Here is a 19,975-nt window from a genome sequence, read left to right on the forward strand (position 1 = left end):
TTAGGCGGCCTGCGCGGCCCGCCACACGTGGTCCCACCCGGGCGTGAGTGCTGCGGCGCGTTCCAGCGACAGCACGAGGCTGGCCTCGCGGGCGATTCCCTGACCGGCGATGTCGAACGCGGTGCCGTGGTCGACTGACACGCGCACGACTGGCAGTCCGACCGTGATGTTCACGCCGTCGTCACCGTAGACGGCTTTGAAGGGTGCGTGACCCTGGTCGTGGTAGCAGACCACGGCGAGGTTGTACTTTCCGCGTACGGCCGCGGGAATCAGAGCGTCGGCGGGCAGGGGGCCAACGACGTTGAGTCCACGAGCCCTGGCCTCGACCACGGCCGGTGCCAAAATGTCGGCATCTTCATTTCCGAAGAGCCGATTTTCGCCCGCATGCGGGTTGAGGCCGGCGAGTCCAATCAGCTCATCGGGCTTGCCCATGGATTTGGCGAAGGCGCCAGCCAGTTCTAACACCGAAAGAGTGCGCTCGATCGTGATGTTCTCGATAGCCTGGCGCATCGACACGTGCGTGGTGAGGTGAAAAAAATACAGGTCCCCGGCCGACAACACGAGGGAAAAATTTTTCACCCCGAATTCGTGAGCGAGCAGCTCGGTGTGGCCGGGCCAGTTGTGCCCACCGGCGTGCATCGCAGCCTTGTTCAGCGGCGCCGTCACGATTCCCTGCACCTCGCCGGCGCGGGCGAGCCGGCAGGCCTCCACCACGAAACGGTAGGAGGCATCGCCGGCCGCGGCACTGAGCACGCCTTGCTCCACGTGTTCGAGTGACGGGCCGGTCTGCAACAGCTCAATTGTTCCGGGCTCGTTACGGGCGTCGGCCACATTAGCGATCACGCGAATCGCCGCCTGATCGCCGCCCACGTTGAGCACGCCGCGGCGCATCGCCGCCTCATCGCCGATTACGACGGGAACGCACCGCGTGCGAACGTCTCCGTGACCGAGCAGTGACTTGGCCGTAATCTCGGGACCGATTCCGGCCACGTCTCCAATGGTGACAGCAAGGATGGGAAGTGTCATGGGTGTACTCCTATGTTCGGGCTGATAGAGGGGCTAAGCACGTGGTCAGCCAAGAGTTCGGGAAGAATATCGGCAATCGACGATGTGACGCCGAAGCCGCCGGCCTTAGTGACGACAGTCAGGCCGTCAGCGAGGCCGCCTTCGATTAGGCCTACCGGAATTCCCTCGCGAATGGCATCCGTCACCACGATGGCACCGGCCTCAAAGCGATTGAGCACGGCCCGCGCGCCCTCGCCGCCCATGAGCACCAAAGCTCCCACGGAACGGTGTGCGAATACCGCCGCGGTGATTGTCGCGAGCCCGTCGGCGATAATTACGGCCGCCGTTTCAGTTGCAGTGGATGCCGCGGGCCGCTCCGATGGGGTTGCCACGATCACGATCGCGGGAAGATATGGTGCCGCCGCTAGCTCCGCGGCAATCCAACGGCCAACCGCAGCCGGCTCGAGCAACACGCTCAGGCTCGGCGCGAATGTGCGCACGTGTTGCGGCGGGGTGCTGCCGACCAGATGATCGTACTGAGACCGGGCGACATCGTGCAGCGAACTGACCACGATGACCACACGCCCTGCCCACACCCGCCGTGACTCTGCCGCGGCGGCCAGGTCACGGCACCAGACCTGCGAGAGCGCAAGCGCCAGCCCGGCGCTCCCGGCGGGAACGGCCTCGGCCCCGAGCAGGGCCACAGCTTCGGCCAGTACCATCAGGTCCGCATCCGTTGCTGCGTCGACCGTGACGACGCGGGTCTGGTTGCGTGCCGCGGCGCGCAGTTGTTCGGCGTGTTCCAGGGGCGTTCCCCGGCCAAGGGAGATGTGAACGCTTCCCGGCACCAGTTCCGACAGCAAATTCGTTGTCACGGGCGTCACCGGATCGGTGCCAACGGCCGTCGTCTCCACACCCTGACCATTGGCCAGAACCCGACCGTTCTGCACGGTTCGTTTCATTGCCGGATACGCGGGGCAAACAACAGCGAAAGCTGCATCGTAAAGCTTGCGCCACGCGGTGACCGCGCCGTGAATTTGAGCGTGAACCGAGCCCCGCATGGTCGAGTCGATTTTAAGCAGGAGCCGATTGACGCCCGCATTCCCGAGCGCCTCCACGGCCTCTGATGTACTCATTCGGGCGAGCTGCGCCGACTGCGCGCGGGCGTCGGACACCACCGCGAGAACCGTTCCGTGGCTGGTGGCTCCGCTGTCGGGCGCGGTCAATGCGAGCCGGGTGCGCCATCCGTCGCGGGCAAATTGCACCGCTGAATCGCCGCCACCGGTGAGGTCATCGGCCACGATGCCTACGGAAACATGGTCGGCACGCGTTCCGTCGGCCAGGGGGCCTGACTCCGGATGCTCCACGTCATGTCGGAAGGGCTCAACCATGGTGGCGGGCGTGATACTGGCGGATGCGGCCGGTCATGAGTGTTCGACCGTGTGTGCCGCAACAGTGTCGCCGGAGGATTCGGCGGCCGGCTCATTGGCAACCAGGCCACCTTCTCTTTTGAGTACCCAGGCTGCCAGCAGCGGCGCGAACACCGCGGTGACGAGTACTGCGGAGGCGACCTGGGCCGTTGCGACCTCGACGAAGGGTGCAAAGGTAGGGTCGGCGAGGGCGATGATGGCCGGGGTGGCGATCGCGTTGCCGGCCGTGGTGGCCGATGCGATACCGATGCCGGACTTGTTACCGCGGCGCAGAATGAATCGGTAGCCGAGATAGGCGAGCGTGCCGGTGAGTAGGGTGGCGACGATGCCCACGATGATACCGGACAGTCCCCCGGTCAGCACATTCTGCAGGTTGATGCCGGTGCCCAACGCGAAGGCGAAGAACGGAATGATCATGTTCGGGATCGGGCGCATGATCTCGGTCCATTTCTGGTCGAGGTTGCCCACGATCACGCCGATCAGCAACGGAATGACGGCCGCCAGAAGCAGTTGGAAGGGAATGTTGGCCAGGCCAGCGACGCCCAGGAAGAGCATTGAGAAAAAGGGCCCGTCATTGATGGCGGAAGCCATGTATGCCCCGCGGTCGCGGGCATCTCCATAGCGCCCGGTAAAGGCAAGCCAGAGGCCACCGTTGCTGTTGTCCATGGTCACGAGCAGCGCGAGAATGGAAACGCCCAAAATTCCATCGATGCCCACGATCTGGGCGAGGAGCACGACGATCGTGGCCGGAATAATGGACTTGCAGAGCAGCAGGACTCCGGAGGTGGCGAGCACCGGACCGGATGTTTTCAGGGTGATCTGCATGCCTGTGGCGAAGATCAGCAGGCCGATCAGTGGAAGCGCACTGGCTTGGAATAGTGCGGTGGTGAAGTTACCCATGCTGAGAAAGCCAGGGAAGAACGTGCCCACGACAGAGCCGAGAATAAGTGGAAGGAGCATCAGTCCACCGGGAATGCGGTTCATGCCATCAAACAAAGGCACTCGGCTGACGATTTTGGATCCGGCTACCATGGCGAATCTCCTTAACTAGGGGCTGCGATGCCCGCGAATAATGTGTACGTACACAATGTACTTATTTTATCCGGCCAAGCCGCGATGTTAACCCGTTTCTACCCCCTAGCGCGCTTCCAGCTCGATCGTTAGTCGGCACCCACGTCGTGGCGATGATGCACGATATCGTGCAGAAAGTACGCCCCGAGCGTTGCTGCAGTAAACGACGGCCCGTCACTGCGGCGCGCGGTCCGCTGGCGGGCATCCACCGCGACCTTCGCAAAGCGCTCGGCAACGGATGCTGCAGCCGCAGCAAGCTCGCTACCCACCGTCTCCGGCACCTGCAGGTCGTACCGCTCGGCGATCGCCGTGGCATCCTGGTCCCAGTTCGCCAGCAGCGGGTCGTCTTCGGTCAGCACCAGGTGCAGGCGTTCCTCGAAGAGCCGACAGACATCGCGCACGTGGGCCGCGTATTCCAAAGGCGACCAGGTGTGATCGTTCGGGCGCACCGCAGCATCCGCTCGCACCAACACTGCACCCCACGCCGCCGCATTCTCGCGAATCAAGCGCGGAAGGTCGTCGAAGGCCACCGCATTCGCCCGAAATCCACAGTCGGGGCAGGGTCGTTCGAGCACCCAGGTCCAGTCAGACGTGTCAGGAACAATAGCCATGGCTTCATGGTAGCGGCCACCTTTCGACGCATCTGCGGCCGGTCGCAGCACCTGATTAGACGCATGCGCCGCCCGGCTACCGGGCGGCGCGTCGATGCCAGGCCGAACTTAGCGCTTGCTGATCTTCCAGATACCGTCGGCGAGCGCCTTGTCGGGGTGCTGCACGCTCACGTAGAGGTCCTTCGGATTCTTACCGAAGTAGATGCCGGTCGTCTCGGCGCCCTGGTCTGTCAGGGAAGCGAAGAGTTCAACGTTCGTGGAGTTACCGACCTTATTGGTGCGCGTGCTGGCCCGGTAGACATCGCTGAAGCTGTTGTCCTCGACGATCCACAGGGCGCCGTCGGGACCCTCAGCCAGGTTATCGGGGTTGTTGAATCCCGTGATTCCAGCGGTCTGGTTCTCGACCGGCGCGTTGACCCCGGCCTGCACGAAGGTGCTGAGTAGGCTCTTCTTCAGGTCGATGGCGATGACGCGGTCTTCCGAGGTGTTGGCCACGTACAGCGTGTGGTCAATGATCTCGACGTCTTCGGGGCGACCGAATTCGGTCGCGACGACCGCGTTCGACGCGACGTCGGCATCCGTTTGAACCTGATTCTGGTCGAGGGCAACCCAGGTGAAAGAGCCGACCTTGTTCGCGAAGGTCGCCTGATTCCAGAGCTGATCGGCATCGGCCAGCCCGGTCAGCTTGAGCGCGTAGAGCTGGCCTATTGCAAGGTTGCCCTTGCGGGTGGGTACGAACTTGTAGACCGAACCACCATTGAGCTCGTCGATGACGTAAACGTTGCCGTCCTTGTCGACGTCGATGCCCTCATGGCGCAATACGCCGAGCGCGATTCGCTCCTCGATCTTGACGACCTTGGTGAGGTCTTTCTTGTCGAGGAACAGCTCGTAGACCTTGCCGCCAGCCGTCTCTTCGGTAATCAGCAGGGAACCCCACGGCGTCCAACGGATGCCGTCCAGGCGATTCCAGTCGGCTCGCTGGGCGATGACCGAGGCTTTGCCGGTCTTCAAATCAGTGACAGCCACAGCGCCGTTCTCGCCGACCTCGTAGGTGTTGTACAGATAGCGTCCGGCTTCGTGGCCGGTCTCATTGTGGGTATTCATATCGTGCAGGTCATCGACGCCGGGGTAAACATCGAGCACGGTCTCGTCCTTCACCAGGGTCTGCGTGAAACCGGCTGGCACGAGGTACGGCACGGTCCAGTCACTGCTGGCCTGATCGTAGGCGGATGCGGCGAGGGGCTCAAATGCGAACGCACCTTTTCCGTGGTCGTCAGAACCCGCCTTGGGGCCAACCGAACCTGCGTGGGCAGCATTTCCGAGGCTGAGCAGCAGGGAGACGAATACAGCGCCAGTTGCAATCTTCTTGATCATGTCAATCCTTCTGAGTCGATGGCTGAGAACTTCTCAAGAGTATTTTCCCGAGGTGAACAGGCGGCAACGCTCACCCCACGTTTCAGTGACTATCCCGGATTGTCCATTTCGGCGCCGAAGCCAGCTAGCGTTGTCCCTGAGCACAAGGAGACAGATGACGGTACTCATCGCTGGATGCGGCGACCTCGGCACCGAGGTGGGTCTGCGATTTGCCCGACTGGGGCACGCTGTGGTCGGGCTGCGTCGCACGGCGAGGGTGCTACCCGCAGAAATCACCGGCCAATCCATCGACCTGAGCATTCAAAAACCCGTCATTCCATCAGATACCAAGTTTGTGGTCGTGGCTCTCTCAGCTGGCAGCCCAACGGTCACGGCCTACCGCGCCGCCTACCTCGACGGCCTGCGCAACCTGCTCGACGCTCTCAGGGATGCTCGGGTCACGCCGCGCCGCATGCTGCTGGTGTCTTCGACGGCGGTCTACGACGTCAATGACGGCAGCCGGGTCGACGAGCAGACCCCGGCAAACCCGAAACCGGGCACCGATTCAATTGTGCTCGATGCCGAACGGATGCTCCACTCCCGTCTCCCCGCCGCGATCGTTTTGCGCCTGGCCGGCATCTACGGCCCCGGTCGTGAACGCCTGATCGAGCAAGTACGAGCCGGTGCCGGGCTCTCCGCCCAGTCACGCCACACCAACCGCATCCATCGGGACGACGCAGCCGCCGCTATCGTTCACCTGCTGCTGCGTTCTGAGCAACCGGCGCCGCTCTATCTCGGCGTCGACAACGAGCCGGTACGCAGCGACGAGGTGCTGACCTTTCTCGCCGCCGAGCTCGACCTACCCAAACCGACGCTGAACGAGTCGGACCAGCCGACGCGCACCCGCGAAAGCCAGCGTGGTGGCGACAAGCTCCTGAGCAATCAGCTCCTGCGCGATACGGGCTTCACCTTCAGCTACCCCACCTATCGGGAGGGCTATCGATCCATGCTGGCCGGGCGTGGAATCCGCCACCCCTAACGGCTGCCCAGCCGAACAAGCCCGGACCGCCAAACTCAAGCAGTCAAGCAGTCAGACTCAGGCGGTCAGACTCAGGCGGTCAGACTCAGGCGGTCAGACTCAGATCGGCGTCCGCATCCACGGTCAACGCCATAGCGGTCAGCATAGCGCCCAGCCGCGACTGTTCCTCCGGGCCGATCTCGCGCACGGAGTGGGCGATGAGCGCCTCAAAGTCGTCGTAAATTTTCTGCGTGAGCTGCTCTGCGGCGGGCGTCAAGGTCAGCAGCAGACTGCGCCGATCATGCGGGTGGGCACCACGCGTCAGCAGTTGCAAGGCCACAAGGCGATTCGAGATCGCCGTCACGGCGCCGGTGGTCATTTCCATCGATAACGCGAGTAATTTCGGGGTGATACTTCCCGCTTCGGCCACGCGAGCCACGGCCCGTAGCTCGCTGCCGGTCAGGCCGCACTCGGCCGCGACCCGGTTTCGATTGCGATCCATGGCGCGCAGAAAAGTTAAAGCGGATGCCGACAAGGCATCTTGGGCGCGTCCGGAAGTGTCCCGACCGTACATGAGTTCTCCTGACCTCTGGTCTGTTTGTTTCGCCCAACTTCAGGCGCGCAAAATTGCCCGTGAGGGCATTCTGTTCTGTCAGTGTAGCGGTTAGATCAATTCGTAAGTTTCTTAACTTTTAAATAGTTTGCTGTTTGAGGTAAATCCCGTATATTGAAAGTCGCGCTGGCGGTCTAGCGCGGCGCGCGGAGTCTATGGTGGCCGCGAAGCCCCGCACGCTTTTGACCGGCAGCGCGCCCACGAACCTGTCACAACGAAATGGACCATGCAATGCAGAGCTACCGGTTGACGATCAATAACGACTGGTTTTACCTGTCGTCCGAGTACAACATCGCCGGCCTCAAGTCAGCCCTGTCCGCCGCCGTGCACAGCGGTGGAGGCTTCGTCGACGTCGTCAGTTCCATGCGATCGCATGTGTCCCTGCTGATCACGGCTCACTCCATGGTCAAGATTGAAACGATCAATGCCGTCGACCTTCCCGATATCAACGACGCAACCCCGGCGATCGGTCCGCAGTACCTTGATGACGACTACTGGCTGGACTGAAGCCGTCCACCGACATCCGCTGGTAAATCGGATGGTTGGCCCGGGCCATTGACGACGCGCACGCCCGCGGGTAGGTTCACGCGAACGGCACACGTCCGCGCCGCATCCAAGTCAATCTGAAAGGCAGTTCTCATGAGTTTCCTCGGTTTTCTCCTGCTCGGTCTCATCGCCGGAGCCATCGCGAAGGCGATCCTGCCCGGCCGCCAAGGCGGGGGCTGGATTATCACCCTGCTACTCGGGGTCGTCGGCGCCTTCCTCGGCGGTTGGCTCGGCGGGCTCTTGTTCAACGTCAATCTGGGCGAATTCTTCTCGCTCACCACCTGGGCCCTGGCCATCGTTGGTTCGCTGATTGTACTGCTCATCTACGGCGCGATCACGAACCGCCGCAAGGCATGATCCGTCTCAACATTATTCGCGGCCAGCGCGTCACCCGATTCTTCGGGTGACGCGCTGTTTTTTGATCTCAGTGCGTCCGCGCCCCCCTAAACGGGGAGATCAGGGCCACAATTAGTACCAATCCGAAGCAGATGGAGCTCCGAACACATAGCAACCACGCTTAGCCGTGAATCACATAGGAGGCACCTGAAATGCGCACATCACCCAATCGCCTGATCGCCACCGTCTTCGGCGCGGTCTACGTTCTCGTCGGACTACTCGGCTTTGCCGTCACTGGCAGTATCGGCTTTATTGCCACCGAGGGCGGATTGCTCCTCGGCATCTTCGAGGTCAACCCGCTGCACAACATCGCGCACCTCTTGATTGGTGCCGCGCTGCTTATCGCCGGTCTCTCCAACGCCATGGCGGCCAAGGCCACCAACACCACGATCGGTGCCGTCTACCTGCTCCTCGGTATCGTCGGATTCTTCATTGCGAGCACCTCGCTGAACATCCTGGCGCTCAACACCGCCGACCACTTCCTGCACCTCGCCAGTGCGATCGTGCTCCTCGGTGTCGGTCTCACCGCTGATAAAACGGTTCGCAGCACGGCCAGCGTCTAACCCACCACAACGCACCATAACTTCATCCTTTTGCACCAAGATAATAGGAGCATCATGTCCCCGGTCGTTCGCACCTGGCTCGGTTTCGCCGCTTTCGGCGCCGCCCTGATTCATTTGGCCGTGGGTGTGACCGCTCCGCTTCCCTTGTCGGTTCTCCTGTTCGGGTTCGGCGTTGCCGAACTCGGCTGGGGAATCGCCACCCTCGCTGCTGGCCGGGTGCTCGTGCCCCGGGTCATCGTCGGAGCGGCGCTCACCCCGGTTTTCATTTGGGGTGTCACCGCCGTCGTCGGCAGCGGCCTCGGGGTGACCAGCGGCCAAAGTGGCCTGCCTCTGTACCCAATGGCCGTAGCTTCACTCTTCAACGTATTCCTGGCCGCCACTGTGGCCATCGCACTGCGCCGCTCATGGACTGGGCCTCGTACGCCCGCAACCTCGAGCCCTGCCATAGTAAGGGCTGCCCCACCGAGCGGCTGGTGCTTTATCACCGGGCTCGTCGTTGGAGGCTTCCTGCTCTCGGCGCTCACCACCCCGGCCCTCGCCGCCACGGAGGTCGGCTCGCACGCCGTGCCCCACGGTTCACACGGAGTGACCGAACCGGCCATCCCCGACTCCGGCCACGGCGCGCACTAGAGTCCCTCGCAGAGCTCAAGAACGCATGACACCACGGGTCAGGCGGGCAGCTCGGTTTCGGGGTCGATTGACTCCTCGCCCGACGTGTCAAGCCCCGCCAGGTCGGCCACCGGCGGCACCACCTCGATGTTCATGAACCGTTTGACGTTCTCGTCGACGATGATGTCACTCGGTCGCAACGGTCGGGTCAGGTACAGCCCGTCGAGGCTGGTCAGCCGGCTCAGCGCTACATAGGTCTGGCCGGGGCTGAACACCCGCGCACCGAGGTCGACGACGGCCCGCTCATAGGTGGCGCCCTGCGATTTGTGAATGGTGACCGCCCAGGCCAGCCGCAGTGGAAATTGCGTGAATTCCGCCACGACATCCCGACTCAGCTTCTTGGTCGCTGCGTTGTAGGTGTACTTGTACTTCTCCCACACCGTCGGCTCGACCTCGTGCACGTCACCATCAATATTCACGAACACCGTAGAGGTGACCTTGGTGACCGTGCCGATACTGCCGTTCACCCAGCGCGGCCCGCCATCGAGCGGCGAGTCGTTGCGCAAGAACATCACTTGCGCGCCCACCTTGAGCTCGAGTACCTCGTCGGCCGGAAACTGCTTTCCGCCGAAATCCCCGGTGATATCGGCCTTCGCGGTGAGCGACTTGCCCGACAGCTTCTTCAAAGCGGATGCGTTGATGCGGTTCACAGCATCATTGCGCGTCGCGAGGGTGATCACGCCATCGCTCGGCGGGGTTCGTGCCCCTGCACCGTTGAGGTCACCGCCGATCTCGGCGGTGACCTGACCGTGGCGTACGGCGTTGAGCATGAGCTTGAAGTCGTTGTCACGTTGGCGGTGAATTTCGGTGAGCTCGAAGATGCGCAGCTCGGCATCACGCCAGACCTTGGCGTCGAAGAACCACATCGACCGGTAGTGGTCGGCGAAATAGGCGCGTTCGTCGGGGCCGCCTGGTACCGGGGCCAGCTGGTACGGGTCGCCGAACAGCACGATCTGCACCCCGCCGAACACCTCGAACGGGCGTTGGCGGGCCTGACGCAGGCTGCGGTCGATCGCGTCCATCAGGTCGGCGTTAACCATCGAGACCTCGTCGATGACGAGGGTGTCGATGGTATTGAGAAGTTTGCGCACCTGATCGTTCTGGTCGATCGGGCTGTCGGCGATGACTCCGATCGGCAGGCGAAAGAGCGAGTGAATCGTCTGGCCACCCACATTGAGCGCAGCGACACCGGTGGGTGCCGCAATCACGATCTGCTTGCTGGTGTTCCACGAGAGGTGGTTCAGCAGCGTCGATTTACCCGTTCCGGCCCGACCGGTGACAAACACGTTCTGCTTGGTTCCCTCGATCGCCGCGAAGACCAGCGCCTGTTCACGGCTGAGCGGAATCTCGGACACGGCACACTTTCTCTGGCAGGCTCATGCTGCACGGGGGACATACCACTGTAACGTCCCGTGGACCCGCTGCGAGCACTGGATCGGGCACTGGCCGCAGGTCCGACCCACCCCCCGTACAATATTTATGTGACCACCCCGGCCGAAAACCAGCGGGCGAGCGGGCGCCGCGGCAGAATGCTCCGGGCCGTCCTCGCCCTCGTGGTCGTCGCCGCCCTCCTCGCGGCCGGTCTCGTGGGCACCATCACCGCCCTCAATCGCACGGTGTACAGCGCCGGCGGATTCGTGGAGCAGTACCTCGATGCCCTCGCCCGCGGCGACACCGTCGGAGCCCTCGCCCTCGGTGGGGTCATGCCAACAGCCGCGGAACTGGCCGCGGCGGAGCTCACAGGAGATCTCCCGGAGACGCTGCTGCGTGCATCCGTTTTGAGCGGCCTGAGCAATATCGAGTTGAAGAGCGACACACCCAGCAATGCGGCCGGCGATGACACCCACCGTGTCGTATTCGAGTTTGATTTGAACGGTACCGCGTCGAGTATGGCGTTCACGATCGAGCGGGCCGGAACCTTCGCCGGCGTCTTCAATGCCTGGACGTTTGCCGTCAGCCCGCTCGCTATGCTGCAGGTGTCGGTGCTGCACGAACGCACCTTCACGGTCAATGGCCTCACGCTCGATACCCGCGCCCACGCGGCAGCGGATGCGCCAGCCACCTTCTCGACGTCCGCCGCGTATCTCGCCTTCGCCCCGAACCGCTACACCTTTGAACACTCCTCAGCCATGCTGACCGCGGAGAAGACGAGCGTGCGCGTGACGGCATCCGGGGCCACCGCGGTCGAGATCGACGCCCTGCCCAACGAAGAGATGATCGTGCAGGTGCAGTCAGAACTGAATAAGTTCCTCGACGAGTGTGCCACCCAGACCGTGCTGCAACCGACCAGCTGCCCGTGGGGTATCACCATCGATGACCGCATCGAGGGCGCCCCGGTCTGGTCGATCACCGGTTACCCCGCAGTTGAACTTACCGCCGGGGAACGGTCCTTCGAGATGGTGGCGACGGCTGGACAAGCCCACATCGTAGTCGAGGTGCAATCCCTGTTCGACGGCGACGTCAGCACCCGCGACGAAGACGTGCCGTTCACCATGGGGCTCAGCGTTGTCTTGCAGCCCAGCGGCGCCCTGGCCATCCAGCTGCACTAGCCTCCCGTACCCCGACTGCGACGGGACAAGGTGGCCGCCCGGTGGGGTCGCAAATCGACCTCAAAACGCCCCCTCAGGGTGACCAAGCGCCGACCCTAGCCGCGCGGACTTTGTGCGTCGCGCTCGCTGATCCGTGCCAGGTTCGCGTTGTAGGCGATCAACTCGGCGTCCTCGTTGCGGTCGGCCTTGCGATCCAGCCTCCTTGTGACCTTGGTGTCGTCGCGACTCCACTGAATCGCCACGACAACAGCCAGCACAAAGGTCGGCAGCTCGCCGATACCCCAGGCGACGCCGCCGCCCATCTGCTGGTCGGCGATGGCGGAGAGGCCCCAGGTGCGGCCCATCGCGCCGTACCAGTCGGCCAAGAGCAGCCCGGTGCCGCTCATCAGGGCGAGGCCGAAGAAGGCGTGGAAAGCCATCGTGACCAGAAGCAGGAGCAGGCGGAAGGCGTAGGGCAGGCGGTACGGCACCGGGTCGATGCCGATCAGCGACTGCACGAACAGGTAGCCGGTGATCAGGAAGTGCACGATCATCCACTGGTGGCCGATGTGGTCGGTCGTCGCCCAGCTGAAAATGGAGGTGTAGTAGAACACCCAGAGCGAGACACCGAACAGCACTGCGGCAACGATCGGGTTGGCGACGATTCCGGCGAAGCGTGAGTGCACTGCGGTGAGAATCCACTCACGCGCTCCGCGGCTGCCATCCTGTCGCTTGGCGATCGCGCGCGCGGCGAGGGTCACCGGGGCGCCCGGAACGAGCATGAGGGGAACGAGCATGGTCAGCAACATGTGCATGAGCATGTGGGTGGAGAACAGGTACTTCTCGTACACGTTCACGCCACCGTTGGTGATGTAGAACAGGGTGAGGATGCCGAGAATCCAGACCACGCTGCGGTAGATCGGCCAGGCGTCGCCGCGGCGATGCAACCGCCAGACACCGGCCAGATAGAAGAAGATGCCAAACGCGCAAAACAGAATCCAGGCGAGGTCGAAGTTCCACTCGGTGAAATAGCGGGAGAAGGTCAGCTCCGGCGGCAAGAGTTCGCCGGTGAGAATCTGGGCCGGTGTTGACTGCGGAATCTCGGTGGCGACGACCTGGGCGACCGGCGTCGCCGTGCGGGCGAGGGCGGCGGCTACACCAGAGGCGAGCCCCATGAAGCCGAGTTCGGTCACCACGAGCCACCAGAACCAGCGGCCGCGCGCGGGCTCGGCCTGCTGCATCCGCTTGATGAAGAACCGGCGTTGCAGAATGCCGAAGCCGCCGAGGGCCACGAGGGCGGCGACCTTCACGAGCACCAGAAAGCCGTACGGGCTGAACAGGTTTTCCCAGCTGCCGATGCGCAGTTCGGCGCTGACGTAGCCGGAGGCCGCTACCACGACGAAGGAGACCAGGGCGAGGGAGGAATAGCGTGCAATCACCGAGTGGATGCGTTCACCGTCGAGCTGAGTGCGCAACACGATGATAGTCAGCAGGCCGCCGAGCCAGATCGCCGCGAAGACGAGGTGCAGGCCGAGGGCGGTGATCGCGGCGTTGTGGCCGGCGGCGCCCGCCGAGTGGCCCTGCTGCGCCATGGGCAGCAGCGAGAGCAACGCCAGCACTGTGACGAAGATCAGGGCGGTCTGATTGCGCACGGCGAAGCAGAGCACGGTGACGCCGGCGGCGATCAGCGTGGTCGCGAGCCAGGCCTGGCCGAGTTCGATCTGGCTGAAGAACTGTCCGACCGTGGCGCTGAACTGATCACTAATGCCGAAGGGAACATTGGTGACCTGGAGAAAGGTCAGAAAGCCGGTGACAGCAGATGCGACGGCGAACAAGGCTGCCGAGGCTGCAGCGAAGTCGAGAGCGGTTCCGAACTCGCGTTCCTTGGGGCTCAGGGCGAAAAGCGTGAGTACGAGGGCGCCGATGGTTCCGGCCGCTGCAATATTGACGACGACCTTGGCGAGGGGGAGTCCCCAGCGCACCACCGGCCCCGGGTCGGCGAGCAGCTGGGCCGAGGCGCCACCACCATAGGCGAGTGCGACAAGGGTGGACAACACAGCGACCAGCAGCAGAGCTGCCGGTCCGAGAACACGGACGAGACGGGGCACCCGTCCAGCTTATTAGCCTAGCCCTGGGCATCTGTCTCGCCTGAGGCCGCGCGCCATGCGCCCGCGCCGCCGAACCGTGAGTTTTGGCCCCTTTACCGGCTTTTTTAGGGTCGAGATTCATGTCTCGGTGATCGAAACTCACGTCCCGACACAAACCCTCGAGCACCGGAAACAGATGCCCAGGGGCGCCAAAAGGGGCGCCGACCGTGGTCGACGCCCCTTTTCAGTACTGAAAGCTACTTCGCGGCAGCCTTGAGCTTGCTTCCGGCGGTCAGCTTGACGCGGTGGCCGGCCGCGATAGCGATTTCTGCGCCGGTCTGCGGGTTGCGGCCGGTGCGAGCAGCGGTTGCGGTGCGCTCGACGCCCAACCATCCCGGGATGGTGACCTTGCCGTCAGCGGCAACGGTCTCGGCCAGGGTTGCAAAGAATGCATTCAGAACGCCGTCAACGGCGGCCTGGCTCTGTCCGGAGTCAGCGGCAACCTTGGCAACGAGCTCGGTCTTGTTCAGCGACTTGTCAGCCATTGAGTGTCCTCCTCGGACCTTCGTCTGTGTAAACAGCAATATTCGTAATACGGATGCTCCTCGAGAGAAAAGCCCCGCTGGTCGGTTCGACCGAGTTGAAATCTAGCATTGATCCGCCAGAATCCCCGGATTTACGGTGATTATCGACCATTTCAAGGTACTTTTACCCACTCAGGCACCCGATTTTCGCTCTCCGCGAAAACGTCGTGAACATCAAAATGGGATGTCGACCGAAGTCGACATCCCATTTTGATGGTTCAGAGACCGGCGAAACCGGCTACCAGAAGGAGTTACCAGCTGGACTTGGTGATGCCGGGCAGCTCGCCGCGGTGCGCCATGTCGCGAAAACGAACACGCGAGATGCCGAACTTGGAGAGGTGGCCACGGGGACGACCGTCAACGGCGTCACGGTTGCGCAGGCGCACCGGGCTCGCGTTGCGCGGCAGCTTCTGCAGGCCCTTGCGAGCGGCTTCACGCGACTCGTCGGTGCCAGCAGGGTCAACCAAGGCCTTCTTGAGCTCAAGGCGCTTGACGGCGTACCGCTCGACGATGACCTTGCGCTGGTTGTTCTTGGCAATCATGCTCTTCTTCGCCATGTTTAGCGCTCCTCACGGAAGTCAACGTGCTTACGAATGACCGGGTCGTACTTCTTGAGTACCAGACGGTCGGGGTCGTTACGGCGGTTCTTCTTGGTTACATAGGTGTAACCGGTTCCAGCCGTGGAACGAAGTTTGATGATCGGACGTACGTCATGAGCCTTAGCCATTAGATCTTCACCCCACGAGCGAGAACGTCTTTAACGACACTCTCGATACCACGAGCATCAATTACCTTGATGCCCTTTGCGGACAAGGTCAAGGTGACCTTGCGACGAAGCGACGGCACGTAGTACGTCTTCTTCTGAACGTTCGGGTCGAAACGACGCTTGGTGCGTCGGTGCGAGTGCGAAATGTTGTGTCCGAAGCCGGGAACAGCTCCGGTCACCTGGCATACAGATGCCATGGTTTCCTCCATTACCGAAGAGCGAATGCTCTTCCCAAGATCCCTTGTCGACGGGCACAACCCCACATCAGCCCCGAACTAACTCGAGACCGGGGAGAAACGCCCGCAGTGTACGCACACAGGCGTAGCAGTTGCCCATGCTACTAGATCCGCGCGCCTCCCGCAAACTCGCCTGGCCGCGGAAGCGGGTGAACGGTTACTTCATCGAGCACGAAGCAACTGTTCACCCGCTTCCGCGCCGCTTGTTAAGCGGATGCGGCGGCTGTGGCCGTGCAGGCGGCGCACAGCCCGAAGACGTCTACGACGTGGGCGGCCTGAGCGAACCCATTCTGGGCGGCGACGTCTTTGGCCCAGCGTTCAACGGCATCCGCTTCGATCTCGACCGTGAGTCCGCAATTGCGGCAGATCAGGTGATGGTGGTGCCCGTTGCTGCTGCACGCGCGGTACAAGCTTTCACCCTCAGGCGATTGGAGTGAGTCAGCGTCACCCTTGACCGCCAGATCGGCCAAGGCCCGGTAGACCGTGGCCAAGCCGATCGGGGATCCGGTCGCATGCAGGGCGGAGTGCAACGCCTGGGCGCTGACAAAGCCGTCGTTATCATCGAGGGCGCCTCGAACGGCCTCGCGCTGCCAGGTGTTTCGCTTCATGAGTTCAACCGTAGCGATGTTCGCGCAGGCGGGCGCGCATCCACTTTTCTGGGTATCCGAGCGCTACCGACCAGTCGCCGCGCGACCAGGGCGAGCAGGAAGAACGCGGCCGCCGTGAGGGCGATGGTCGGGCCGGCGGCCACGTCGAGCGAGCGGGAAAGCAACACGCCGACCACGGCGGCAACTGCGCCGACCACGGGAGCAATCACGAACATCTGAGTGGTCGTGCGCGAGACCAGCCGGGCGGCTGCGGCGGGGGCAGCAATCAGGGCGATGGCGAGGATAGCCCCGACGGCAGGCATTGCGGTTACGACGGTGGCAGTGATGAGTACCAAGGTAAGCAGCTCGATCGGCCATTCGCGGTAGCCAGCGGCGCGAAAGCCGTTCACGTCGAAGGTCGAGAACATAATTTGCTTGCCCAGGAACACGACGGCCAGTACGGCGAACGCCAGCACAACGGCCACGAGCGTCACATCTCTGGTGGACACCGTAAGGATGGAACCGACCAGGTAGGAGTCGACCTTCACCGGCAGGGAGGGATTGAGCCCCTGCAACAGAACACCGAGCGCGAACCCGGCGGTGAGCAGAATGCCCGATGCGACCTGGTTTCCCTGTCGTTTGACTCGACCGATCATCGTCATGATACCCACGATGAAGACGCTGGCCACCGCGGCGCCAAGCGGGATACTCACGCCCAGGATCGCCGCACCCACCGCTCCCGGGAAGGTCGCGTGGGTCAGGGCCTGGGCGAAGAAGGTGCGCTGGCGCAGCACCACGAGGGTTCCGACGAGGCCGCTGAGCGCCCCGATCAACAACGCGGCCACCAGCGCCTGTTCGAAGTAGTCCATCAGCGCACCACCGCGCCCGCAGTGCGACGAGGGACGTCGATCCGGTCAATCCCAAGCCGAGCGACCAGGACCAGCACGTAGCCGGCAACGAGTACGAGCACGACGGTGGCGCCGCTCGGCAAGTCGACACCGCGGTTCACCGAAGCTTCGTAGCCGAGCGCGAGACCCAGCCAGGCGGCCAGAATCGCAAAGCCGGCCGCCACCGGAAAGAGCAGCCACAGGCGATCGGTCACCAGGCGCGCGACGGCGCCGGGTACGATCAAAACGGCGAGTACGAGCAGGTTGCCCACGGCGCTGCTCGCGGCCACGACGACGAGGGCGATAGCCACGTTGAGCAGAATGTCGAGCACGAGGGGTCGGTAACCGGCGGCCCGAGAACCCTCGAGGTCGAAGGCGCGAAAAACCTGCTCCTTGAGCGTGAACCCGACGATGATCAGGGCCGCGAGGCAGACGATCACGGTCTGATTGACCTCGGCTTCGCTCACGGTCAGCAGGCGCCCGAACAGCAGGGCGTCCAGCTGACCGACGTAATTTGTTTCCCGAGAAACCACGATGATTCCGACGCTGAACATGGCCGTGAAGACGATGGCAATTGCGGCGTCCGATGTCACCGCGCGTTTGACGATGACCGTGAGCACGACTGCGGCGATGAGAGCAGCGACCATCGCCCCGACGAAGAGGCCGTCGCGTCCGCCCCAGACGAATCCGATCGTCACACCGGGAAAGACGGCGTGGGTGAGCCCGTCGCTGATGAATTCCAGCCCCCGCAGGTTCACCAGCACTCCGACGAGGCCGGCCACGAGGCTCAGCACGACGAGGACTAGCAACGCCCTGGCCATGAACGGCAGGTCAAATGCGTTGAATAGCGGCGTGAAGACATCCACTCAGTGACCCCCGTGGCCGGGAACGACAATGGTGTGCTCGTCCATTTCGACGCCGACCGAACCGAACGCCTGCTGCACGTTAGCGAGGGTCAGCACGGTATCGCGCGGCCCGAATGCCACCTGGGCGCCGTTGAGCAGCAACACGCTTTCGCACACGGCGCGAGCCAGGTCGAGGTCGTGGGTGGACACGAGCACGGCCACTCCCGCCAGCTTGAGCCGCTTCACCGTTTCAATGAGGGCGTCTCGGTTCACCTGGTCGAGTCCGTTGAAGGGCTCATCGAGCAGAAGCAAGCGGGGGGCGGATGCGACGGCGCGAGCGAGCAGACCGCGTTGTTGCTGTCCGCCCGACAGTTCACCAAAGCGCGTTCTCGCACGGTCGCTGAGGCCGACAGTCTCGATCGCCTCGGCAACCGCCTGGCGATCGGCCCGACCGGGCAAATGCCACCAGCCGAGCGAGCGATAGCGGCCCATCATGACGACCTGCTCGAGCGAAACCGGAAAATGTGGGTCGAGCTGGTCGGTCTGCGGCACATAGCCGATGTACCCCGCCGGGGCCGGCCACTGGCCGAGCACCTCGACGGTTCCAATCGTACGGGGAATGAGTCCGAGAATGCCTTTGAGCAGGGTGGACTTGCCCGAGCCGTTCGGGCCGATCAGGGCAACGGCCTGGCCCGACAACACGGTAAAATCGATGCCGGTAAGGGCGGGCTCTGCGCCGTAGGCAAACGACGCTGCCGCCACTCGAAGAGCGGCGGCAGCGTTCGATATTGGCGTTTCTTGAGAAGTGTTCTCGATCACGAGTTAACTATTGCAGGTCGGCGGGCAAAGCAGAGGGTGTAACGCCCCACGATCCCAACATCAGGGTCGTATTGTGCAGCTGGGCGTTGATGTAGGTGTCACCGGCGCTATCGTCGGGCCCGAGCGAGTCGACGTAGAGGGCATCATCGCCGGAATAGACGGTGACGCCGGCTTCGGTCGCGATGGTCTCCGCGGTCTTGGGGCTGAGCGACGCCTCGGAGAATACGGCGGTGACACCGGTGGCCTGGATGGCGTCGACCAGCGCATCAATCTCGGCCGCACTCGGCTCGGCGTTATCATCGAAACTCGGAATAACCGAGCCGACATAGTCGATGTGGTATGCCGCGGTGAAGTAGCCGAGGGCGTCGTGGTTGCTCACGAGCAGACGCTCGCTTTCCGGCACGGTCTCCACGTTGGTGCGGATCCAGTCGTCTAGCGCACTGAGTTGGGCGGAATACGCTGCTGCGTTGGTCTCAAAGTCCGCGGCGTTGTCGCTGTCGGCAGCCACCAGGCCGTCGGTGATCGTCTGCACGATGGTCTCGGCGTTGTGCACGTCGGTCCAGATGTGCGGGTCGCCGTCCTCGTGGGCGTGCTCGTCCTCGCCGGCGTGCGCATCCGCTTCCTCGTCAGCGTGCTCGTCCTCGGAGTGGTCCTCGCCGGCCCCTACCTCGGAGATGGTGATGCCCTCATCGGCGTCGATCATCACACCGTCGAAACCCGACGCGGCAATGGCGTCGTCGAGCCACTCTTCGAGCCCGACCCCGTTGATCACGAGCACGTCCGCCGCACCAAGAGCGGTCAGGTCCGCCGCGGACGGGTCGTAGCTGTGGGCACTCTGGTTGGGCTGGATCAGCTGGGTGAGATCGACGCCGCTGGCGTTTCCGATCACGTTGCGGGTGAAGTCGGCGACCTGCGTGGTCGTAGCGACGACCTTGAAGTCATTGGCCCCGTTGTCGGCGCTGGCGGTCGTGCCGGCCGAGCACCCCGAAAGGGCGAGTGCGGCGGACGCGAGGAGTGCAGGTACGGCTAAATATCTCTTGTGCATGCTTCGAGATTAGCTCTGTTGATAATGATTGTCAAAACCATTACCCGTTCTGGGGGGCACTACTGGTAGGTGACGAGGTCGGGCGCCGGCACGACCGAAGCGAACGCCTGCAGGTACAGCTGGTCCACCGACACCAGCACCAGCACGGCGGCGGCGGCACCAGCCGCCCGTGCCGTGGCTACCCCGGCAAGCTGCGCTGGGGCATCCGTCGCGAGAATCCACACGTCGGTCAGGCTCTGGGGTCGTGTCACGCACGGCAGTGGTTCGGTCGCGGCCCCGGCAGTACAGCATTGATGGCGGACGCCGTCGCAGGCAT

24 protein-coding genes are annotated in these 19,975 nt (G+C 63.3%); 6 read left to right on the top strand and 18 right to left on the bottom strand.

The features are described from left to right. The 5 genes from pdxA to CXY71_RS12825 form a co-directional block, all read right to left on the bottom strand. Positions 1-1,026: a 4-hydroxythreonine-4-phosphate dehydrogenase PdxA gene (gene pdxA / locus CXY71_RS12805; protein ID WP_104135987.1), complete on the bottom strand. Its 1,026-nt coding sequence runs from the start codon at positions 1,024-1,026 to the stop codon at positions 1-3. Then, positions 1,023-2,396: a four-carbon acid sugar kinase family protein gene (locus CXY71_RS12810; RefSeq protein ID WP_104135988.1), complete on the bottom strand. Its 1,374-nt coding sequence runs from the start codon at positions 2,394-2,396 to the stop codon at positions 1,023-1,025. Before CXY71_RS12810 ends, pdxA begins: the two co-directional genes overlap by 4 nt. Positions 2,397-2,429: 33 nt before the next feature. Continuing rightward, positions 2,430-3,467, bottom strand: coding sequence for a 2-keto-3-deoxygluconate permease (locus CXY71_RS12815; protein WP_199184300.1), 1,038 nt, complete (start codon positions 3,465-3,467; stop codon positions 2,430-2,432). Between the two features lie 128 nt (positions 3,468-3,595). Then, the gene (locus tag CXY71_RS12820; RefSeq protein ID WP_104135989.1) at positions 3,596-4,117 is read right to left on the bottom strand and encodes a methyltransferase type 12; all 522 of its coding nucleotides are present in this window, start codon (positions 4,115-4,117) and stop codon (positions 3,596-3,598) included. Positions 4,118-4,225: 108 nt separating this feature from the next. After that, a complete protein-coding gene (locus CXY71_RS12825) occupies positions 4,226-5,491 on the bottom strand; it encodes an alkaline phosphatase PhoX (protein WP_104135990.1) in 1,266 nt (421 codons plus the stop codon). Positions 5,492-5,645: 154 nt separating this feature from the next. Here CXY71_RS12825 and CXY71_RS12830 point away from each other — a divergent pair, with 154 nt between their 5' ends. Beyond that, a complete protein-coding gene (locus CXY71_RS12830) occupies positions 5,646-6,509 on the top strand; it encodes an NAD-dependent epimerase/dehydratase family protein (protein ID WP_104135991.1) in 864 nt (287 codons plus the stop codon). Between the two features lie 85 nt (positions 6,510-6,594). On the opposite strand, the gene CXY71_RS12835 is transcribed toward CXY71_RS12830, so the two are convergent. Continuing rightward, positions 6,595-7,062, bottom strand: a complete 468-nt coding sequence (locus tag CXY71_RS12835) for a MarR family winged helix-turn-helix transcriptional regulator (protein ID WP_104135992.1) — start codon at positions 7,060-7,062, stop codon at positions 6,595-6,597. Positions 7,063-7,332: 270 nt separating this feature from the next. Between CXY71_RS12835 and CXY71_RS12840 the strand changes: the two genes are divergently transcribed. From CXY71_RS12840 to CXY71_RS12855, 4 genes are all read left to right on the top strand, one after another. Continuing rightward, positions 7,333-7,608 carry a hypothetical protein gene (locus CXY71_RS12840; protein ID WP_146072819.1) on the top strand — a complete coding sequence of 92 codons (276 nt, stop codon included), beginning with the start codon at positions 7,333-7,335 and terminating at the stop codon, positions 7,606-7,608. Between the two features lie 132 nt (positions 7,609-7,740). Continuing rightward, positions 7,741-8,004, top strand: a complete 264-nt coding sequence (locus CXY71_RS12845) for a GlsB/YeaQ/YmgE family stress response membrane protein (RefSeq protein ID WP_104135994.1) — start codon at positions 7,741-7,743, stop codon at positions 8,002-8,004. A gap of 191 nt (positions 8,005-8,195) precedes the next feature. Next, the gene (locus CXY71_RS12850; protein ID WP_104135995.1) at positions 8,196-8,606 is read left to right on the top strand and encodes a DUF4383 domain-containing protein; all 411 of its coding nucleotides are present in this window, start codon (positions 8,196-8,198) and stop codon (positions 8,604-8,606) included. 54 nt (positions 8,607-8,660) lie between these two features. After that, positions 8,661-9,236 carry a hypothetical protein gene (locus CXY71_RS12855; protein WP_104135996.1) on the top strand — a complete coding sequence of 192 codons (576 nt, stop codon included), beginning with the start codon at positions 8,661-8,663 and terminating at the stop codon, positions 9,234-9,236. Positions 9,237-9,274: 38 nt separating this feature from the next. Here the strand turns inward: CXY71_RS12855 and CXY71_RS12860 are convergent, their stop codons facing one another. Beyond that, on the bottom strand, positions 9,275-10,630 hold the full coding sequence (locus tag CXY71_RS12860; protein ID WP_104135997.1) for an ATP-dependent RecD-like DNA helicase: 1,356 nt from the start codon (positions 10,628-10,630) through the stop codon (positions 9,275-9,277). 126 nt (positions 10,631-10,756) lie between these two features. On the opposite strand from CXY71_RS12860, the gene CXY71_RS12865 reads away from it, so the two are divergent. After that, on the top strand, positions 10,757-11,824 hold the full coding sequence (locus CXY71_RS12865; RefSeq protein ID WP_104135998.1) for a hypothetical protein: 1,068 nt from the start codon (positions 10,757-10,759) through the stop codon (positions 11,822-11,824). A gap of 95 nt (positions 11,825-11,919) precedes the next feature. On the opposite strand, the gene CXY71_RS12870 is transcribed toward CXY71_RS12865, so the two are convergent. The 11 genes from CXY71_RS12870 to CXY71_RS12920 form a co-directional block, all read right to left on the bottom strand. Next, on the bottom strand, positions 11,920-13,911 hold the full coding sequence (locus CXY71_RS12870; protein ID WP_104135999.1) for a cytochrome c oxidase assembly protein: 1,992 nt from the start codon (positions 13,909-13,911) through the stop codon (positions 11,920-11,922). Positions 13,912-14,147: 236 nt separating this feature from the next. Continuing rightward, positions 14,148-14,435, bottom strand: a complete 288-nt coding sequence (locus CXY71_RS12875; RefSeq protein ID WP_092447981.1) for an HU family DNA-binding protein — start codon at positions 14,433-14,435, stop codon at positions 14,148-14,150. Positions 14,436-14,725: 290 nt separating this feature from the next. Beyond that, positions 14,726-15,031 carry a 30S ribosomal protein S14 gene (gene rpsN, locus CXY71_RS12880; protein WP_092110538.1) on the bottom strand — a complete coding sequence of 102 codons (306 nt, stop codon included), beginning with the start codon at positions 15,029-15,031 and terminating at the stop codon, positions 14,726-14,728. Between the two features lie 2 nt (positions 15,032-15,033). Next, positions 15,034-15,201: a 50S ribosomal protein L33 gene (gene rpmG / locus CXY71_RS12885; protein ID WP_035880539.1), complete on the bottom strand. Its 168-nt coding sequence runs from the start codon at positions 15,199-15,201 to the stop codon at positions 15,034-15,036. Beyond that, positions 15,201-15,437, bottom strand: a complete 237-nt coding sequence (gene rpmB, locus CXY71_RS12890) for a 50S ribosomal protein L28 (RefSeq protein WP_035835252.1) — start codon at positions 15,435-15,437, stop codon at positions 15,201-15,203. The genes rpmG and rpmB overlap by 1 nt, the downstream gene beginning before the upstream one ends. 245 nt (positions 15,438-15,682) lie before the next feature. Next, positions 15,683-16,084: a Fur family transcriptional regulator gene (locus tag CXY71_RS12895; protein ID WP_104136000.1), complete on the bottom strand. Its 402-nt coding sequence runs from the start codon at positions 16,082-16,084 to the stop codon at positions 15,683-15,685. After that, entirely contained in the window at positions 16,081-16,932 is an 852-nt protein-coding gene (locus CXY71_RS12900) for a metal ABC transporter permease (RefSeq protein WP_104136001.1), read from the bottom strand. Before CXY71_RS12900 ends, CXY71_RS12895 begins: the two co-directional genes overlap by 4 nt. Next, positions 16,932-17,816, bottom strand: coding sequence for a metal ABC transporter permease (locus CXY71_RS12905; RefSeq protein WP_233204622.1), 885 nt, complete (start codon positions 17,814-17,816; stop codon positions 16,932-16,934). Before CXY71_RS12905 ends, CXY71_RS12900 begins: the two co-directional genes overlap by 1 nt. Then, positions 17,817-18,614, bottom strand: coding sequence for a metal ABC transporter ATP-binding protein (locus CXY71_RS12910; protein ID WP_233198499.1), 798 nt, complete (start codon positions 18,612-18,614; stop codon positions 17,817-17,819). A 7-nt stretch (positions 18,615-18,621) separates the two neighbouring features. Further along, positions 18,622-19,659 (bottom strand): metal ABC transporter substrate-binding protein, encoded by a 1,038-nt coding sequence (locus CXY71_RS12915; protein WP_104136003.1) that lies wholly within the window; start codon positions 19,657-19,659, stop codon positions 18,622-18,624. A gap of 59 nt (positions 19,660-19,718) precedes the next feature. After that, positions 19,719-19,910 carry a hypothetical protein gene (locus tag CXY71_RS12920; RefSeq protein WP_104136004.1) on the bottom strand — a complete coding sequence of 64 codons (192 nt, stop codon included), beginning with the start codon at positions 19,908-19,910 and terminating at the stop codon, positions 19,719-19,721. Between the last annotated feature and the right edge of the window lie 65 nt (positions 19,911-19,975).

It is taken from the genome of Cryobacterium sp. Y62 (assembly GCF_002929785.1).
Taxonomy (GTDB): domain Bacteria; phylum Actinomycetota; class Actinomycetes; order Actinomycetales; family Microbacteriaceae; genus Cryobacterium.

Coding starts and splice junctions, on each gene's coding strand:
- pdxA (WP_104135987.1), bottom strand. CDS start 1,026: ATGACACTTCCCATCCTTGCTGTCACCATTGGAGACGTGGCCGGAATC.
- CXY71_RS12810 (WP_104135988.1), bottom strand. CDS start 2,396: ATGGTTGAGCCCTTCCGACATGACGTGGAGCATCCGGAGTCAGGCCCC.
- CXY71_RS12815 (WP_199184300.1), bottom strand. CDS start 3,467: ATGGTAGCCGGATCCAAAATCGTCAGCCGAGTGCCTTTGTTTGATGGC.
- CXY71_RS12820 (WP_104135989.1), bottom strand. CDS start 4,117: ATGGCTATTGTTCCTGACACGTCTGACTGGACCTGGGTGCTCGAACGA.
- CXY71_RS12825 (WP_104135990.1), bottom strand. CDS start 5,491: ATGATCAAGAAGATTGCAACTGGCGCTGTATTCGTCTCCCTGCTGCTC.
- CXY71_RS12830 (WP_104135991.1), top strand. CDS start 5,646: ATGACGGTACTCATCGCTGGATGCGGCGACCTCGGCACCGAGGTGGGT.
- CXY71_RS12835 (WP_104135992.1), bottom strand. CDS start 7,062: ATGTACGGTCGGGACACTTCCGGACGCGCCCAAGATGCCTTGTCGGCA.
- CXY71_RS12840 (WP_146072819.1), top strand. CDS start 7,333: ATGCAGAGCTACCGGTTGACGATCAATAACGACTGGTTTTACCTGTCG.
- CXY71_RS12845 (WP_104135994.1), top strand. CDS start 7,741: ATGAGTTTCCTCGGTTTTCTCCTGCTCGGTCTCATCGCCGGAGCCATC.
- CXY71_RS12850 (WP_104135995.1), top strand. CDS start 8,196: ATGCGCACATCACCCAATCGCCTGATCGCCACCGTCTTCGGCGCGGTC.
- CXY71_RS12855 (WP_104135996.1), top strand. CDS start 8,661: ATGTCCCCGGTCGTTCGCACCTGGCTCGGTTTCGCCGCTTTCGGCGCC.
- CXY71_RS12875 (WP_092447981.1), bottom strand. CDS start 14,435: ATGGCTGACAAGTCGCTGAACAAGACCGAGCTCGTTGCCAAGGTTGCC.
- rpsN (WP_092110538.1), bottom strand. CDS start 15,031: ATGGCGAAGAAGAGCATGATTGCCAAGAACAACCAGCGCAAGGTCATC.
- rpmG (WP_035880539.1), bottom strand. CDS start 15,201: ATGGCTAAGGCTCATGACGTACGTCCGATCATCAAACTTCGTTCCACG.
- rpmB (WP_035835252.1), bottom strand. CDS start 15,437: ATGGCATCTGTATGCCAGGTGACCGGAGCTGTTCCCGGCTTCGGACAC.
- CXY71_RS12895 (WP_104136000.1), bottom strand. CDS start 16,084: ATGAAGCGAAACACCTGGCAGCGCGAGGCCGTTCGAGGCGCCCTCGAT.
- CXY71_RS12900 (WP_104136001.1), bottom strand. CDS start 16,932: ATGGACTACTTCGAACAGGCGCTGGTGGCCGCGTTGTTGATCGGGGCG.
- CXY71_RS12915 (WP_104136003.1), bottom strand. CDS start 19,659: ATGCACAAGAGATATTTAGCCGTACCTGCACTCCTCGCGTCCGCCGCA.